The organism is Acidimicrobiales bacterium (assembly GCA_016794585.1).
Lineage (GTDB): Bacteria > Actinomycetota > Acidimicrobiia > Acidimicrobiales > DATDAH01 > JAEUJM01.
On sequence record JAEUJM010000044.1, the window covers coordinates 113,808 to 130,121 of the forward strand.

13 protein-coding genes and 1 tRNA gene are annotated in these 16,314 nt (G+C 71.6%); 11 read left to right on the forward strand and 3 right to left on the reverse strand.

Annotated elements, in window-relative coordinates:
- Positions 1-138: 138 nt before the first annotated feature.
- The 4 genes from JNK12_22335 to JNK12_22350 are packed head-to-tail and all read left to right on the forward strand — an operon-like array spanning position 139 to position 3,745.
- A complete protein-coding gene (locus tag JNK12_22335; protein ID MBL8778685.1) occupies positions 139-549 on the forward strand; it encodes a hypothetical protein in 411 nt (136 codons plus the stop codon).
- On the forward strand, positions 546-1,826 hold the full coding sequence (locus tag JNK12_22340) for a Coenzyme F420 hydrogenase/dehydrogenase, beta subunit C-terminal domain (GenBank protein ID MBL8778686.1): 1,281 nt from the start codon (positions 546-548) through the stop codon (positions 1,824-1,826). Before JNK12_22335 ends, JNK12_22340 begins: the two co-directional genes overlap by 4 nt.
- 49 nt (positions 1,827-1,875) lie before the next feature.
- Entirely contained in the window at positions 1,876-3,114 is a 1,239-nt protein-coding gene (locus JNK12_22345) for an acyl-CoA dehydrogenase family protein (GenBank protein MBL8778687.1), read from the forward strand.
- Positions 3,115-3,124: 10 nt separating this feature from the next.
- Positions 3,125-3,745, forward strand: a complete 621-nt coding sequence (locus JNK12_22350; GenBank protein MBL8778688.1) for a GNAT family N-acetyltransferase — start codon at positions 3,125-3,127, stop codon at positions 3,743-3,745.
- 10 nt (positions 3,746-3,755) lie between these two features.
- Here the strand turns inward: JNK12_22350 and JNK12_22355 are convergent, their stop codons facing one another.
- Positions 3,756-5,390 (reverse strand): MFS transporter, encoded by a 1,635-nt coding sequence (locus JNK12_22355; protein ID MBL8778689.1) that lies wholly within the window; start codon positions 5,388-5,390, stop codon positions 3,756-3,758.
- Between the two features lie 102 nt (positions 5,391-5,492).
- On the opposite strand from JNK12_22355, the gene JNK12_22360 reads away from it, so the two are divergent.
- The 4 genes from JNK12_22360 to JNK12_22375 all read left to right on the forward strand — a co-directional run bounded on the left by JNK12_22360 (position 5,493) and on the right by JNK12_22375 (position 8,626).
- Positions 5,493-5,963, forward strand: coding sequence for a MarR family transcriptional regulator (locus tag JNK12_22360; GenBank protein MBL8778690.1), 471 nt, complete (start codon positions 5,493-5,495; stop codon positions 5,961-5,963).
- Positions 5,964-6,051: 88 nt separating this feature from the next.
- Positions 6,052-7,497 carry an LCP family protein gene (locus JNK12_22365; protein ID MBL8778691.1) on the forward strand — a complete coding sequence of 482 codons (1,446 nt, stop codon included), beginning with the start codon at positions 6,052-6,054 and terminating at the stop codon, positions 7,495-7,497.
- Between the two features lie 61 nt (positions 7,498-7,558).
- A tRNA-Arg gene (locus JNK12_22370) sits at positions 7,559-7,633 on the forward strand.
- Positions 7,634-7,663: 30 nt separating this feature from the next.
- Positions 7,664-8,626 carry an SDR family oxidoreductase gene (locus JNK12_22375; protein MBL8778692.1) on the forward strand — a complete coding sequence of 321 codons (963 nt, stop codon included), beginning with the start codon at positions 7,664-7,666 and terminating at the stop codon, positions 8,624-8,626.
- Positions 8,627-8,654: 28 nt separating this feature from the next.
- On the opposite strand, the gene JNK12_22380 is transcribed toward JNK12_22375, so the two are convergent.
- Both JNK12_22380 and JNK12_22385 read right to left on the reverse strand, forming a co-directional pair.
- On the reverse strand, positions 8,655-9,755 hold the full coding sequence (locus JNK12_22380) for a hypothetical protein (GenBank protein MBL8778693.1): 1,101 nt from the start codon (positions 9,753-9,755) through the stop codon (positions 8,655-8,657).
- Positions 9,756-9,847: 92 nt separating this feature from the next.
- The gene (locus tag JNK12_22385) at positions 9,848-11,824 is read right to left on the reverse strand and encodes an alpha-galactosidase (protein ID MBL8778694.1); all 1,977 of its coding nucleotides are present in this window, start codon (positions 11,822-11,824) and stop codon (positions 9,848-9,850) included.
- Between the two features lie 259 nt (positions 11,825-12,083).
- Here JNK12_22385 and JNK12_22390 point away from each other — a divergent pair, with 259 nt between their 5' ends.
- The 3 genes from JNK12_22390 to lysA all read left to right on the forward strand — a co-directional run bounded on the left by JNK12_22390 (position 12,084) and on the right by lysA (position 16,165).
- Positions 12,084-13,010 (forward strand): cation transporter, encoded by a 927-nt coding sequence (locus JNK12_22390; protein ID MBL8778695.1) that lies wholly within the window; start codon positions 12,084-12,086, stop codon positions 13,008-13,010.
- Between the two features lie 160 nt (positions 13,011-13,170).
- Positions 13,171-14,784 (forward strand): arginine--tRNA ligase, encoded by a 1,614-nt coding sequence (locus tag JNK12_22395; protein MBL8778696.1) that lies wholly within the window; start codon positions 13,171-13,173, stop codon positions 14,782-14,784.
- Positions 14,785-14,896: 112 nt separating this feature from the next.
- A complete protein-coding gene (lysA, locus tag JNK12_22400) occupies positions 14,897-16,165 on the forward strand; it encodes a diaminopimelate decarboxylase (protein MBL8778697.1) in 1,269 nt (422 codons plus the stop codon).
- Positions 16,166-16,314: the final 149 nt, after the last annotated feature.

The window sequence follows — 16,314 nt, forward strand, 5'->3', positions numbered from 1 at the left end:
CGTCGGCGCCGATGGGAGGTCATCGCCCAACGGCTGCTCCGCCTCCGCCGCTCAACGTCGAACGGTGGGGGCGGGGCCAGTCGGCGGGGTACGGTGACGCCGTCTCGTAGCCGCCGAACCCCGCAGGAGAACGTGAACATGCGTCGTGCCGTCGTACTCGGCGTGGTGGCCCTCGCCCTGGTGCTCTCGGGCTGTGGCGACGATGCGCCGTCCGACTACAACGCGGAGGTCGAGGAGAACTTCCTCCAGACCTGCACCGACCAGGGAGGCGACGACCTCCAGCAGGTGTGCCAGTGCGCCTACGACAGCTTCGAGCGGGAGATCCCCTTCGACCGCTTCCAGCGCGTCGACGAGCGCCTGGCCGACGACCCGGACGCCCAGCTCCCCGACGAGTTCCTCGACCTCTACACCGACTGCGTGATCCAGTCGGGCGGCGGCTCCGCGGGCACCACCCCTGAGCTCCCCACCACCACGACCACGGCCACCACCCTCGCCCCGGGCGCCAGCACCACGGCGCCGGCGGTCACCGACACCACCGCGGCGCCGTGACCGACACCGCGACCGCCACCCCGGCCAAGAAGCCCCGGTGGACCAACCAGTGGCTCGAGCTCTACAACGAGGTCATCGAGACCGGCCTCTGCACGGGCTGCGCCGGCTGCGTCATCTCCTGCCCCCACGACGTCATCGGCTACGACCACCAGGCCGGCGGCTACAAGCCGTTCCACCTGGAGGACGAGCTCGGCCCCGGGGACTGCGTCCACGGCCAGAAGGGGTGCACCACCTGCACCCGGGCGTGCCCGCGCTTTCGCACCTGGGAGGCCGAGGCCGACGAGCACCTCTTCGCCCGCACCCGTGAGCCCGACGAGATGTCCGGCATCTACCAGGACGTGCTGCTCACCCGGGCCAGCGACGACTACGTCCACAAGATGGGCCAGGACGGCGGGCTCGTGTCCGCACTGCTCATCTGGGCCCTCGACCACGGCTACATCGACGCGGCCCTCACCTCGTTCGTCGAGGGCGACGGCACGTCGTGGAAGGCCATCCCGGGAGTGGCCAGCAACAAAGAGGAGGTGCTCGCCTCCGCGGGCAGCCGTTACACGTACTCGGCCAACACCCTCGCCTTGGACGACGCCCTCGAGCGGGGCTTCTCCAAGCTGGCCCTCGTGGGCATGAGCTGCCAGTCGTCGGTGCCGCCGGTGATGTGGCACCGCAAGGTGGGCAAGATCAGCAAGCCCGTCATCTTCAACATCGGCCTGCTCTGCTCCAAGACCTTCGACGACGCCATCTTCCCCGAGCTCTTCGAGGCCAAGTACGGCCTGAAGAAGGAGGAGATGGTGAAGATGAACATCAAGGGCGTCTTCCAGATCTGGATGCGCAACGGCGACTACCACGAGATCCCCTTGAAGGAGTGCCACGCGTGGACGCGTGAGGGCTGCAAGTGCTGCCCCGACTTCTCGGCCGAGCACGCCGACATCTCCACCGGCGGCATCGGTGAGAACAACGACTGGACCCTCACCATCGTCCGCACCGACCTCGGTCGCGAGATCATCAGCCGCATGATCGGCGACGGTTCGATCATCGCCCGCCCGGGCGACGAGGACCCCGGCGCCATCGACCTCATGCGCCGCCTCTCCATCGTCAGCCGCCGGCGCTGGCCCGACTTCGCCGAGGCGTCGGTGAAGGTGGGCGTGCCACCCCCCAAGAAGAAGAAGGCCGCGGCGCCTGCCGCCGACGTGCTCCCCAAGGACTCGCCGGACACACCGGCCGAGGCGCAAGCCGTGGCCGACGCCCAGGTGCCGGAAGGCGCGGACCCGCCTTCCGCCTGAGCCGTTTCCCGCGGTTGTCGCTTCTTGACCGGGCGGTCAAGATGGGGCCATGGACCTGACGTACCCGCCCGAAGCGGAGGCCTTCCGCATCGAGATCCGCGCCTGGCTCGAGGAGAACCTCCCCGACGGATGGTTCGACGAGGGCTTCGAGCTCTCCCGCGAGGAGCGGGCCCGCTTCAACGAGGAGTGGACCGAGAAGCTCTACGGCGGCGGCTGGATCTGCGCCTCCTGGCCCACGGAGTACGGCGGCAAGGGCCTGTCCACCATGGAGGCGGTGGTGCTGAACGAGGAGTTCGCCCGGGCCGGCGCCCCGCTGCGCGCCGACTTCTTCGGCGACACCCTCGTCGGTCCCACGATCCTCCAGTGGGGCTCCGAGGAGCAGAAGAAGGAGTACCTGCCCAAGATCCTCTCGGGCCAGATCGCCTGGTGCCAGGGCTTCTCCGAGCCCGAGGCGGGGTCGGACCTCGCCGGCCTCAAGACGAAGGCCGAGCTCGACGGCGACGAGTGGGTCATCAGCGGCCAGAAGGTCTGGACCACCCAGGCCGGCTTCGCCGACTACATCTTCCTGCTCGCCCGCACCGACCCCGACGCCCCCAAGCACGCCGGCATCTCCTATCTGCTCGTGCCCATGAAGCAGCCCGGCGTCGAGGCCCGCCCCATCACCCAGGTGGACGGCTCGGCCGAGTTCTACGAGGTCTTCTTCGACAACGCCCGGTGCCCGAAGGAGAACGTCGTCGGCGGCGTCAACAACGGCTGGAAGGTGGCCATGACCACCCTCGGCTTCGAGCGGGGCACGTCGGCCACCACCGGCCACCGCCGCTTCGAGAAGGAGCTCGAGATCATCGTCGACAAGGCCCGGGAGAACGGTCGCATCGACGACCCCCTCGTGCGCCAGCGTCTCGCCCACGCCTGGTCCAAGGTGCAGATCATGCGCATCAACGGCCTGCGCAGCCTCACCGCCGTCGTGCAGGACAAGAAGGATCTCGGCGTGGCCGCCCTGGGCGCCACCAACAAGATGTACTGGTCCGAGTACCACCGCGACGTGATGGAGCTGGCCATCGACATCCTCGGGATGGACGGGCAGATCCTCACCGGCAGCGTCGACGAGGAGGAGTCGGTCCCCGGCTACGGGGTGCGACCGACCAACGCCCGCTACCCCGCGAGCGTGTTGCAGTCCTCGTTCTTCTTCAGCCGCTCCGAGACCATCTGGGGCGGCACCGCCCAGATCCAGCGCAACATCGTCGGCGAGCGCGTCCTCGGCCTCCCCAAGGAGCCCAAGCCGGCGTAGGTCGGGCGCCGTGACCCCGTCGGTCGAGGTGGAACGCCTCCAGCTCGCCGAGCTGGACGAGGTGGTGGTGGCGACGGCCCGCGCCTTCTGGCCCGACCCCCTCTTCGGGTACTTCGCCCGCGACCACACCCACCACCACCGCTTCGCGCCGCACATGCTGCGCCCCGTCATCGCCGACGCCCAGCACCATGGCGAGGTGTGGGTGGCCCGCACCGGCCGGGGCGTGGCCGGCAGTGCGTCGTGGGTCGCGCCCGGCGAGATGCCGCGGTCCACCGGACGCGATCTGCGCATCGCCGCCGGGGCCCTCGGGGCCTTCGCCCGGGGACGCAACCGGGCGCGCGCCCTGCGCCTCCTGGGTGCGGTCGACAAGCGCCATCCCCGGGAGCCCCACTGGTACCTGGCCCTCCTGGGCGTGGACCCCCGCTTCCAGCGCCAGGGCGTGGGCCATGCCCTCGTCGAGCCAGTGTTGGCGCGTTGCGACGAGGAGGGTCAGCCCGCCTACCTGGAGACCCAGAAGGAGGAGAACCTCGCCTTCTACGCCCGTTTCGGCTTCGAGGAGACCCGGCGCATCGACCTGGAGGGTGCCCCGCCGATCTGGCTGCTGTGGCGCGAACCGGTGGCGCGCCCCTGACCGCGGCCGGTCAGAGGGGCTCGGGGGCGAGCGCCGGCGTGGCGCCGGAGGGGTCCGTGCCCGTGCGGGGTTCGGTGGCGGTGTCCGCTTCGCCGGCGCCTTCGAGGGTGTTGCCCACCGCGGCGTCCTCTCGGAGCGGGAGTTCCTTCAGGCGGAACACGACCACGAAGCCCACGAGGAGCACGACCATCGCCAGCAGGAACACGTTGTGGATGGCGAGGGTGAGGGCCTCGACGACCGCGTCGCGGACGCCGGCCGGGAGGGCCCGGATGGCCTCGGGGCTGTTCAGCAGCGACGTGGTGCTGCCTCCGGACGTCGGCGTGCCTTCGGGGAGCAGGCGGGGCAGCTCGCGGGTGATGCTGGCCGTGAGCACGGCGCCGAAGATGGCGACCCCGAACGAGCCCCCGATCTGGCGGAAGAACGTGGCCGACGAGGTGGTGGTGCCCAGGTCGGCGGGATCGGCCTCGTTCTGCATCGCGAGGATCAGCACCTGCGAGATGAGGCCGATGCCCAGGCCGAAGACGAACATCGACAGCGAGCTGTAGGGCCAGGTGGTGTCCACGTCCATGCGGCTCAGCATCCACATGCCGATGCTCGCCACCGCGAAGCCGACCACCGGGAAGATCTTGTAACGGCCGGTGCGGGTGATGAGGCGACCTGACCCGATGGACGTGGTCATGATGCCGATCATCATCGGGAGGGTGAGGAGGCCGGAGTTGGTGGCCGAGGCCCCGTTGACCACCTGGAGGAACAGCGGCAGGAAGATGATCCCGCCGAACATGCCGACGCCGACGAGGAAGCTGAGGATCACGCTCATGCGGAACACGGGCTTGCGGAACAGGCGCAGCGGCAGGATGGGTTCGGTGGCCCGGCCCTCCCAGAAGACGAAGCCGGTGAGCAGCAGCAGGCCGGCGCCGAGCAGGCCCACGATGGTGGGCGAGCCCCAGGCGTATTCGTTGCCGCTCCACACCAGGGCGAGCAGGAGGCTGGTGACGCCGGCCACGAGCAGAGCGGCGCCTTCGTAGTCGATGCGGTGGCGGCGCACCACGAAGGGGAGGTCGAGCACCTTCGAGGTGATCACGAGGGCGGCGCCCCCGATGGGGATGTTGATGTAGAAGACCCAGCGCCACGAGAGGTGGTCGACGAAGAGGCCGCCGATGAGCGGCCCGGCCACGCTGGCCACGGCGAACACCGAGCCCAGGTAGCCCGTGTACCGGCCCCGTTCGCGCGGCGGGATGATGTCGCCGATGATGGCGAAGGCCATGGCCATGAGGCCGCCGGCGCCGATGCCCTGGATGCCCCGGAACAGCACCAGCTGGAACATGTCCTGCGAGAGGCCCGAGAGCACCGAGCCGATCAGGAAGATCACGATGGCGGCCTGGAACATCTGCTTGCGGCCGTAGAGGTCCGAGAGCTTGCCGTACAGGGGTGTGCTGGCGGTGCTGGTGAGCAGGTACGACGTGACCACCCAGGACAGGTGGTCGACGCCGCCCAGCTCGCCCACGATGGTGGGCAGGGCGGTGGACACGATGGTCTGGTCGAGGGCGGCGAGGAGCACGCCGCTCATCAGGCCGCTGAACACCAGCAGGATCTGGCGGTGGGTCAGGTGCTGGCTGGTGGCGATCGGTGCGGGGGAGGTGCTCATCGGCGTCGGCGGGCGTCCCGGTGCTCGGCGGTCAGGGTCGGGGGAGACTGGATGCGGAGGTACTTGTAGTGCGCAAGGAGATTTGTTGTAGCATACAAGTTCATGGGCGCAGAACCAATCGACACCGCGGTCGTGGGCGACGGGCAACGCATCGGCGTGGCGTGGCGGGAGCTGCGGCGGGGGGCGTCGATGATGCGCTTCCGGGAGCTCCTCTACGGCCCGGATGTCGAGATCGGACAGGTCGACGCGCTCGATCTGCTCGTCCAGCACGGCCCCTCGCGCATGCGCGACCTCGCCGACGCCCTGCGGGTGGACGCCTCCACCGCCACCCGCACCGTGGCCCGTCTCGCGGACGCCGGCCTGGTCGAGCGGGTCCCCGATCCCGACGACGCCAGGGGGGTGCGGGTGCGGCTGAGTCCCGAGGGCGAGCAGCTCCACGCGGTCATGGGCGAGCGTCGGCGCCAGCTCTTCGAGCGGGTGCTCGTGGGCTTCGAGCCCGAGGAGCTCTCCACCCTGGCCGACCTGCTCGAGCGCCTCGTCGCCGGCGTCGACGCCGCGGTCGAGGACGCCTGAGCGCGCCGCCTGCGCCCCGCTCACCTCCCCGCTCCCGCCTGGCGGGTGACATTGCGGTTCCATGACGGATTGTTACAGTGGCCCGGTCATGTCCGCCCGACGCTCGGCCCGCGCCGGCAAGCCTCGCCGCACATGGCCCCAGCGCATCGTGATCGGCACAGGCGTCCTGGTGGCCTTCTCGTGCGCGCTCACGGCCACCGGCCTCGCCTACGGCAAGTGGAAGTTCGACCAGGTCGAGCACTACGAGATCGAGCTCGTCCAGGCCGCTTCGGGCGAGCCCGAGAACTTCCTCATCGTCGGGTCGGACAGCCGCGACGCCATCGATCCCGACTCGGCCGACGCGGACATCTTCCTCAACGGTGAGTCGGGCGGCGAGCGGTCGGACTCGATGATGGTCGCCCGCATCGACCCGTCGAGCCAGCACGTCGACCTCCTGTCGGTGCCCCGCGACCTCTGGGTGACCATCCCCGGCGGCGATCCCGACGAGCACCACCGCATCAACGAGGCGTACGCCGGGGGGCGCCAGCAGCTCATCGAGACCATCGAGGCCAATCTCGGCATCGACATCAACCACTACCTCGAGGTGGACTTCACCGGCTTCAAGGAGCTGGTCGCGGCCATCGACGGCGTCCCCACCTACTTCGACACCGCGTGGCGCGACACCAACTCGGGCCTCGACATCAAGGGCGAGGGGTGCGTCACCCTCAACCCGGACCAGGCCCTCGCCTACGCCCGGGCCCGTCACCTCCAGTACTACGACCCCGAGACGGGCGAGTGGGACTCCGACCCCACGGGCGACCTCGGCCGCATGAACCGCCAGCAGCTCCTCGTGGTCAACGCCATCGACGAGGCCGTTTCCCTCGAGCTGGCCAACCCTGCGCGACTCAACCGCCTCATCAACGTGGGGGTCGACAACGTGGGCGTCGACCCCGGGTTCACCTTCGACGACATGGTCTCGCTGGCCAAGGCCTTCTCCGACACCAACAGCGAGGACATCTCCCGTCACAACCTCGAGGTCGAGGACTACCGCACCGACGGCGGCGCCGCGGTGCTGACCCTCGACGAGGCCACCTCGCAGCCCGTGCTCAACATCTTCCGGGGCCTGGACCCCGACGAGATCACCGAGGCCATGGTCACCGTCGACGTCGTGAACGGCTCGGGCGTCGACGGCCAGGCGCAGTCCGTGATGGACGCCATGGTGGCGAGTGGCTTCACCCCCGGTGCCGTCGGCGGCGACATGACGCCGGTCGCGGCCACGGAGGTCCATTACGCGCCGGGCTCGGAGCGGGCCGCCGACCTCGTCGCCCGTCACCTCACCGCCGGCGGGGTGCTCGTCGAGGACGAGAGCCTCGACCCCTTCCAGGTCAGCCTGGTGACGGGCCCCGACTTCACGACCGTCCAACAGACCGCCCGCCCGCCGGCGGCGGCCACGGGGGGCGGGGCCGGGGCCACCACGACGTCGAGCTCCACCACCTCGACCACCATCGGGCACAGCGCCGGCGATCCCGCCGCCGAGGGCATCGACTGCGATTGACCGGGTCGGCCCGTCAACGGCCTTCGGGACCGGGCCCCGCCCGCGGTAGAGTCGGTCCCCTGCCCTCGTAGCTCAGCGGATAGAGCATCGCCCTCCGGAGGCGTGTGCGCAGGTTCGAGTCCTGCCGAGGGCGCCACACCGACCGAGTCGGAGGCGCGGGCACCGCATGACGCAGTCCACAGGCGGGTCGCAGTCCGACGACGGGGCCCAGGCCAAGGACGGGGCGCAATCCGGCGGCGGGGCGCAGGCCGACAACGGGGCGCAGTCCAAGGACGGGCCATCGCCCGACGCCGGTCCGCCAGCGATCGGGGACGGGAACCGGCTGCTCGACGGCAAGGTCGCGGTCGTCACGGGTGGGGGAGGCGGGATCGGCGCCGCCGTCGCCCGGCTGGTCGCCGAGCACGGTGCGTCCGTGGAGATCGCCGAGGTCGACGGTGACGCGGCGGCGTCGGTCGTCGCCGAGATCGAAGCTGCCGGTGGGGTTGCCCGGGCCCACGTGGTGGACGTGCGATCCGCCGACGGGGTCGCCGCGCTCGCTGCCGGCGTGCTCGACCACCACGGTCGGGTCGACGTCCTCGTGAACAACGTCGGCGACTACCGGCCGTTCGTGCCTTTCTCGCGCTCCGGTCCGGAGTCGTGGCAGGCGCAGTACGAGGTCAACCTGCTGCACGTGTTCGCCGTGACCCGGGCGTTCCTCGACCCGATGGTCGCCGCCGGGTCGGGCGCCATCGTCAACGTCCACTCGGTGGAGGGCATGCGGGGCTACCCGGGCGACCCGGTCTACGGGGCCATGAAGGCGGCGGTGGCGGCGTTCACCACCGACCTCGCCGTCGCCGTCGGCCGCTACGGCGTCCGGGTCAACGGCATCGGCCCCGACCTCACCCAGACCGCCCAGGTCGACTACGCCGCCATGGGTGAGGCCGACGACCCGTTGTGGGAGGCGTGGGCTCCGGTCGGCCGTCTCGGGGCCCCGGACGACCAGGCCCGGGTGGCGCTCTTCCTCGCCTCGGACCTGTCCGGGTTCGTCACCGGCCACAACATCCCGGTCGACGGCGGCACCAAGGCGGGCGGCGGCTGGTTCTGGTCCCCCTCGACGAGGCGCTTCACCAACCGCCCGCCCGGCCTCTGATCCCCCGGCGACGGATCCGGAACGGGCGTCAGGGGTCGAGGGCGAAGGGCGCGCGGATGCTCTCGTCCTCGCCGCCGAGGGCCGATCCCCACACCTGGACGAAGCACTGGGCGCCTCGGCAGTCCTCGACGCCGGCGAAGCCGTCGAAGGGCTCGGGCTCGTACGAGATCGACACCGTCCCGTCCTCGTCGGCGGCGGCGTGGACGGTGGTGGGGATCAGGCACTGCTTGGGGCCGTCCCGCTTGATGCAGGTGGTGGCGTAGACCTCTTCGGTGGGCACGAAGCCCTCCCCGTTGACCTCGAGGGTGTCGCCCTCGACCAGTCGGGCGTACGCGGTGGGCGGCGGCGCCAGCGGTGCGTCGGGATCGAAGGCGAGGGCGAAGGTGGTGGGGTCCCCGTTCGGGTCGACATGGAGGTAGCACCGCTCGACGCGGCAGTCGATGGGCCCGTTCGCGGATTCGAGGACGGCGGTGGCTCGGTACGGCTCGCGCAGGCGACCCTGGGCGTCGACCCGGTCGGCGATGCCGGTCTGCGACACGGCGAGGCACTCCTCGGTGATCGGTTCCGGTGACGGGCACACGACGGCGTCGAAGCCGTCACCGGGCCGGCGACCGTCGGCGCTGACGAGGATGACGTCGCCGTCGGCGAGCCCGGTCAGCGGTGACGCGGTGACGGCCGATGGCACGACGAGAGGGGCGTCGGGATCGAAGGACAGGGGCACGCGTCCGTCGAGCTGGTGGTACTCCTGGTCGGCCTCACCCCAGGCCTCCACCGAGAGGCGGCACGCCGCTTCCGCCAAGCGGCACCCGTCCGCCACGACACCGACGGTCCGGGTGAACGAGCCGTCGTCGTCGATCTCGCTGAAGTCGGCCGTATGGCAGCTGCTGCGATCGTCCGTGGTGCACTGCCAGAGACTGACCGATCCCGCCGGGTCGAAGCCCTCCCCTTCGACGGTCACCACCTGGTGATCGACCAGGTCCGTCGACGGTGTCACCGTGAGCGTCGGCTGAGCCGAGCCGCCGGGCGCCGCGCTCAGGGTGACCGTGACGGGCTCGCCGGTCGGCGCGGACGGGTCGGCGGCGACGGCCAACAGCACGACCACGACGCCCAGGACGGCGAAGATGGCCACCGCCGCCCACCGGCCAGGACTTCTCGGTGGGGAACCCCCGAGTGCGGGGTGTCCCACCAAGGAACGCTGCGAGCTCGGGGTTGCGGGCGGCATCAGGCCTCCAGGCGCAGCACCCGGGCCGAGTGGCGGGGGAGCGGGCCGACGTCCACCAGCGTGCCCCGCACCTCGACCGCCCGACCAGTCCAGTACTCGGTGAGGGCGGGGGCGACATCGCCGGCGGCGAGCGCCGGTCCGAGGTCGCCGAGGCCGAGCCGGGCCAGGTCCACGACGCCGGAGCGGGGGCGGTCGTCGAGGTTGAGCAGGCCGACGTCGACCCGGCCGTCGGGGTGGCGGCTGACCACCAGCTCCGGGAGTGCCCGCTCGAAGAGGTCGACCACCTCGGGGCGGCCGCCGGCGAGGGCCCGGGTCTGCGCCACCATGGCGCGGCGGGCGGGGGACAGGCGGTCGAGGCGGTCGGAGAGCACGAGCATCCCGTCGGTCATGCCGAAGACCGTGCAGAGCAGGCGCACCTCGTCCTCGGTCAGCTTCGTGTCGGTGTCCCGCACCATGAGGCAGTCGGGGTCGTTCAGGAACCAGGCGCCGTCGAGCACCGAGCGGGTGAGGGTGTTGAGCAGAGCGTGGAAGGTGGCCAGGCCGTGGCGGTTCCGCCCGACCGTCCGCCCCAGCAGGCTGGTCCACGATGGGGTGACGTCGGCGCCGATGCGCATGGCGTCCACCACGCCGACGGCAGGGCCGAGCGGGCAGCCGCAGCCGAGCAGGAAGGAGTCGTCGCCCGCTCCGGCCCGGATCGCCTCCAGGCCCCGCCGCAGCGCCTGGGCCCGGGTGGCGCCGGCGTCGTGGCGGACGCCGGGCAGCGCGGCGGCGTAGAGGAAGTCGAGCTTCTGGATGGCGTAGCCCCACTCCTGGCCGATGGTGGCGGCCACCTGGGTCAGGTGGTCGATCACCTCCGGGTGGGTGGTGTCGAGCACCCGCATCGGGGTGGTGAGGCCCCAGCCGGGGTTGAGCAGGCCGAGGATGGGCCGTCCGCGTTCATCGCGCACGAGCCACTCGGGGTGGTCGGCGGCGACCCGGGATCGGGCCGAGGCCAGGAAGGGCGCCCACCAGATGCCGGCGTCGAACCCCTCGGTGGCGATGCGCCGGGCCACCTCGGCCATGTCGTTCGAGAACTTGTCGTTGGTGGTGAGCCAGTCGCCGATGGCGGCCTGGTGGCCGTCGTCGACCATGACGTACTCGCAGCCGAAGGCGGGTCCGTCCCGCCCGTCAGCGGCCAGCACGGCGAGGTTGTCGACCACGTCCGCCTCGGTGACCTTCGTGAAGTAGAAGTACCACGAGCACCACCCGCCGGGGTGAGGCCGGTCGGTGCCGCGGGCCTGCATGGCGTCGCCGGCGGCCTCGGCCACCCGACGCAGCGCGGTGGTGCCGGCGGTCCGCTCGCCCGACACGGCCGCGAGTCGGAGCGTGAACCAGGGCGTGGCCGCTCCCGGGGCGAGGACGGTGCCGTCGAGGTCCACCCAGGCGGAGACCTCGGGGTCGGCGCCGCCGGACGCTCGCACCTCGACGAAGGCGAAGGCATCGGCCAGCGTCGTGAAGCCGACGGCGAGGGCGTCGCCGCTGGTCGCGTCGCTGATGGCCGAGAGGGCGTCCGAGCGGACGTGGCCCCGGTCCGTCGGGGCGGGGTGGCGGGCGTCGGTGGCGCCGGTGCGGGCGAAGGCCGTGGGTAGGTCGCGGTCCCGCTCGTCCACGCCGATGGTCCACGTGCCCGACCAGGACTGGTAGCCGTTGCGGTAGATGCGCCAGCGGCGGGGGTCCTCGCCCACCCGAAGGCCGGACGTGTGCAGGAGCGTGAAGCGCTCGACGGCCACCGCGGTGCTGCCCTGGTTCCGGAGGCGGCCCCGGATCTCGGCCTCTCCCTCTTCGTCGCTGAGCGCCGTGGCTTCGACCTCGACGACCAGCCCCTGGCCGTCGGCCCGGTCCCCCCGCACCTCGAACGAAGGCGTCGAGGGCCCGAGGGCGATGCGCCCGTCGGCGCTCGTGAAGGTGGTGCCGTCGCCGCCGGTGGTCACCTCCACCCCGCCGACGTTACGCCTCCACCCCCCACGTTCTGCCAGCACGAGCGTGTCCTGCAGAACAGGGGGGTGCTGGCAGAACGGCCGACCTTCCACTCCACTACCGCCACCTCGCGCCTTCTGCCAGCACGAGCCTGTTCTCCAGAACAGCGAGGTGCTGGCAGAACGGGGCCCGCCGGCGGCGCATGCTTCGCCGCCGCCGCCGCCGGTGGGCGTGGGTACGGTGCAGGGCGGCAGGTGCCCTCGACCGGGAAGGGACCAGATGGGCCACGAGCACGGCGGCGGCGACCACGGGCACTCCCACGGCGGCATCCGTGCGGGTGAGCGCCACAAGGGGCGGTTGTTCGCCGCGTTCTGCGTCGTCGCGGTGTTCATGGTGGTCGAGGTGGTGGCGGGCATCGCCAGCCAGTCCTTGGCACTGCTCTCCGACGCCGGCCACATGCTCACCGATGTGCTGGGCATGGGGATGGCCCTCGCCGCCATCCAACTGGCGAGCAGCGGCTCGCAACGCCGTCACCACACGTTCGGGCTGTACCGCCTCGAGATCCTCGCCGCCCTGGCCAACGCCGTCCTGCTGTTCGGGGTCGCGGGCTACGTGCTCTACGAGGCCATCAGCCGCATCGGCGACCCGCCCGAGGTGCGCGTGGGCCTCATGTTCTGGGTGGCGCTGCTCGGCCTCGCCGCCAACCTCGTGGCCTTCTTCCTCCTGCGCTCCGGCGCCCAGGAGTCCCTGAACGTCGAGGGGGCCTACCTCGAGGTCCTGTCCGACACCGTCGCCTCGGTCGGCGTCATCGCCGGCGCGGTGATCCTCCAGGTGACCGGGTGGGAGTGGGTCGACGCCGTCGTCGGTGTGGCCATCGGCCTGTGGATCCTGCCCCGGGCGTGGAGCCTCGGCGGCCGGGCGCTGCGAATCCTGGTGCAGGCGGCGCCCCCCGGGCTCGACCTCGACGCCCTCGAGGCCGATCTGGCCGGCGTCCCCAGCGTGGTCGAGGTCCACGACCTGCACGCCTGGACCCTCACGTCGGACATGGAGGTGGTGTCGGCGCACCTCGTGGTCACCGCCGACGCCGACCACCACGCCGTGCTCGACCAGGCCCGCGACGTGCTGCGGGCCGGGCACGGCATCGACCACGCCACCCTCCAGGTCGAGCCCGAGACCCATGAGGGCTGCGCCGAGATCGCCTGGTAACGGGTAGCGCCGGACCCCAGTTGCTCGCCAGAGGACCCGAGCCGTCGTTCTGGCCGCGGCGACGTGTTGTCAGGCCAGAGCATCCGCGGCCAGAAGAGAAATTCCGGAGCCAGCGGGAACGCATTGGGCGCGTCGGACCCCGGCAGGGTTTGATGGTCTCGTGGCCGGCATTCGGGAAGCGTTGACGGAGGCGCTGGGGACAGCGCTGGCGGCGGTCGGGGTCGAGGCCCCGGCCTCGGGGATCTCCCTCGAGCGCCCCGCCCGTCGCGAGCACGGCGACTGGTCGAGCAACGTGGCGATGGCCACGGCCAAAGCCGCGGGCCGCAATCCCCGCGAGCTGGCCGGCGAGCTCGTCGCCGCGCTCGAGGCGAACCCGCCAGCGCATGTCGCCTCGGTCGAGATCGCCGGCCCGGGCTTCGTCAACTTCCGCCTCCACGACACCTGGCTGCACGAGATCCTCACCGACGTCGTCACCGCCGGCGCCGACGGGTACGCCCGGCCCGACCTCGGCGGCGGAGCGAAGGTCAACGTCGAGTTCGTCAGTGCCAACCCGACCGGCCCGGTGCACGCCGGCCACGGGCGGGGCGCGGCCTACGGCGACTCCGTGGCCCGGCTGTTGGAGCGGTGCGGCCACGACGTCCACCGCGAGTTCTACATCAACGACCGCGGCGTCCAGATGGAGCTCTTCGGCGCCTCCCTGGCCGCCCGCAAGGCCGGCGAGGAGCCGCCCGAGGACGGCTACCAGGGCGAGTACATCAAGGAGTGGGCCGCCGAGATGCCCGACGGGGTCGACCCCGTCGAGTGGGGCGAGGAGCGGGCCATCGCCGACCAGCGCGCCACCCTCGACCGCATGAACGTCACCTTCGACGTGTGGTTCAGCGAGAAGTCGATGGTCGAGTCGGGAGCCATCGAGACCACCCTCGCCGACCTCCGCGAGCGGGGGGTCGCCTTCGACGAGGACGGCGCCACCTGGCTGCGCAGCACCGACTTCGGCGACGACAAGGACCGGGTCCTCATCAAGTCCGACGGCGAGTACACGTACCTGCTGCCCGACATCGCCTACCACCGGGACAAGCTGGACCGCGGGTTCGAGCTGCTCATCGACGTGTGGGGATCCGACCACCACGGCTACGTGCCCCGGATGCGGGCGGCGCTCCAGGCCCTGGGACACGACCCCGACCGCTTCGAGGTGCCCATCACCCAGATGGTCAACCTCATGCGCGACGGCGAGGTGGTGCGGCTCTCGAAGCGCTCGGGCGACCTCATCACCCTCGAGGAGGTCCTCGACGAGGTCGGGCCCGACGCCGCCCGCCTCACCTTCCTGCTCCAGTCCGTGGACACCCGCCAGACCTTCGACCTCGACGTCGTGGCCAGCCAGGCCATGGAGAACCCCGTCTTCTACGTGCAATACGCACACGCCCGGATCCACTCCATCGCCCGGGTGGCCGCCGAGCGCGGCGTCGTGCGGGCGCCGCTGGCCGACGCCGACCTGTCGCTGCTCACCCACGAGCGCGAGCTCGACGTGTTGCGCAGCCTGTCCGAGCTGCCCGAGACCGTGGCCACCGCCGGCAACGCCCGGGCGCCCCACCAGATCGCCACCTGGGTGCGCGAGCTGGCCGGCCGCTTCCACGGCTTCTACCACGACTGCTACGTGATGGGCGACGGCGTGTCGCCCGAGCTCACCCAGGCCCGGCTCTGGCTGGTCGAGGCCGCCGGCGTGGGCCTGGCCATCGGCCTGGACCTCCTCGGCGTCTCCGCCCCGGAGTCGATGTGAACGGCGTGGCCCGCCCGTACGGCTCCCTCCTGCCGTTCTGCCAGCACGAGCCTGTCGTGCACGACAGGCTCGTGCTGGCGGAACGAGGGCCTTCGACCGGCCGGCGGTCGCGATGACGGCGCTGCCGCGGGAGCTGCTGCCCGACAACGCCGTCATCGACGACACCGGGCGCCTGTCCATCGGCGGGTGCGACGTGCTCGAGCTGGCCGAGGAGTTCGGTACCCCGCTGTTCGTCTACGACGAGGACCACCTCCGGGCCCGCTGCCGGGAGGCGGTGAGCGCCTTCGGCGACGGCGTCGCCTACGCGGCAAAGGCCTTCCTCTGCACCGCCATGGCCCGCCTCGCCCACGAGGAGGGCATGCACATCGACGTCGCCAGCGGCGGCGAGCTGTTCGTGGTGCTGGCGGCCGGCGTCCCCGCCGAGCGCATCGTGCTGCACGGCAACAACAAGTCGAGCGACGAGCTGCGCCAAGCTCTCGACGCCGGCGTGGGCCGCATCGTGGTCGATTCGTTCGACGAGATGGACCGCATCGAGGCCCTCGTGGCCGCCGGCGCCCCCGTCCCGAAGGTGCTCGTGCGGGTGACCCCGGGCGTCGAGGCCCACACCCACGAGTACGTGCGCACGGGCCAGCAGGACTCGAAGTTCGGTTTCGGCCTGGCCTCGGGCGACGCCGCCGCCGCCGTGATCCGGGCCTCGGGCTCCGACGCCATGGACCTCGTCGGCGTCCACGCCCACATCGGCAGCCAGGTGTTCGTGGCCGACTTCTTCGCCGAGGCCATCGAGGTGCTCGCGCCCTTCGTCACCCCCCTCGGCCTGCCCGAGCTGTCCATCGGCGGCGGCCTCGGCGTGGCCTACGTCGTGGGAGAGGCGGCGCCGACCATCTCCGACTGGGCCACCGCGGTGCACCAGGCGTGCGCCGAGGTGGGCATCGAGGCCCGCCCCGTCGCCGAGCCGGGCCGGGCCATCACGGCGCAGGCGGCGATCACCCTCTACCGGGTGGGCACCATCAAGGAGGTGCCCGGCATCCGCACCTACGTGGCGGTGGACGGCGGCATGATCGACAACCCGCGGCCGGCGCTCTACGGCAGTGGCTACGAGACCTTCCTGCCCCGCGCCACCCTCGCCGAGCGCCTCCGCACCGTCACCGTCGTGGGCAAGCACTGCGAGTCGGGTGACCTGCTCGTGCGTGACGGCGCCGTGCCCGACGACCTCGCCGTCGGCGACGTCCTCGCCACCCCGGTCACCGGCGCCTACGGCCACTCCATGGGCTCGAACTACAACAAGCTGCCCCGCCCGCCGGTGGTGTTCTGCCGCGGCGGCGAGGCCCGCCTGGTCGTCCGCCGCGAGACCTACGAGGACCTCCTCCGCGCCGACCTCTGACCCCGCTCGTTCTGGTGTGTCGCCGGCGACGTGGGTGTTGCAGGGTCGATACCAGAAGCAAGCCTGGTTCGTTCTGGTGTGTCGCCGGCGACGTGGGTGTTGCAGGGTCGCTACCAGAAGCGGGCCGTGCTCGTTCTGGTGTGTCGCCG

What these genes read in the sequence shown, in the direction of transcription:
- JNK12_22360 (MBL8778690.1), top strand. Translation starts at nt 5,493, where the DNA reads ATGGGCGCAGAACCAATCGACACCGCGGTCGTGGGCGACGGGCAACGC.
- JNK12_22365 (MBL8778691.1), top strand. Translation starts at nt 6,052, where the DNA reads ATGTCCGCCCGACGCTCGGCCCGCGCCGGCAAGCCTCGCCGCACATGG.
- JNK12_22345 (MBL8778687.1), top strand. Translation starts at nt 1,876, where the DNA reads ATGGACCTGACGTACCCGCCCGAAGCGGAGGCCTTCCGCATCGAGATC.
- JNK12_22355 (MBL8778689.1), bottom strand. Translation starts at nt 5,390, where the DNA reads ATGAGCACCTCCCCCGCACCGATCGCCACCAGCCAGCACCTGACCCAC.
- JNK12_22390 (MBL8778695.1), top strand. Translation starts at nt 12,084, where the DNA reads ATGGGCCACGAGCACGGCGGCGGCGACCACGGGCACTCCCACGGCGGC.
- lysA (MBL8778697.1), top strand. Translation starts at nt 14,897, where the DNA reads ATGACGGCGCTGCCGCGGGAGCTGCTGCCCGACAACGCCGTCATCGAC.
- JNK12_22335 (MBL8778685.1), top strand. Translation starts at nt 139, where the DNA reads ATGCGTCGTGCCGTCGTACTCGGCGTGGTGGCCCTCGCCCTGGTGCTC.
- JNK12_22375 (MBL8778692.1), top strand. Translation starts at nt 7,664, where the DNA reads ATGACGCAGTCCACAGGCGGGTCGCAGTCCGACGACGGGGCCCAGGCC.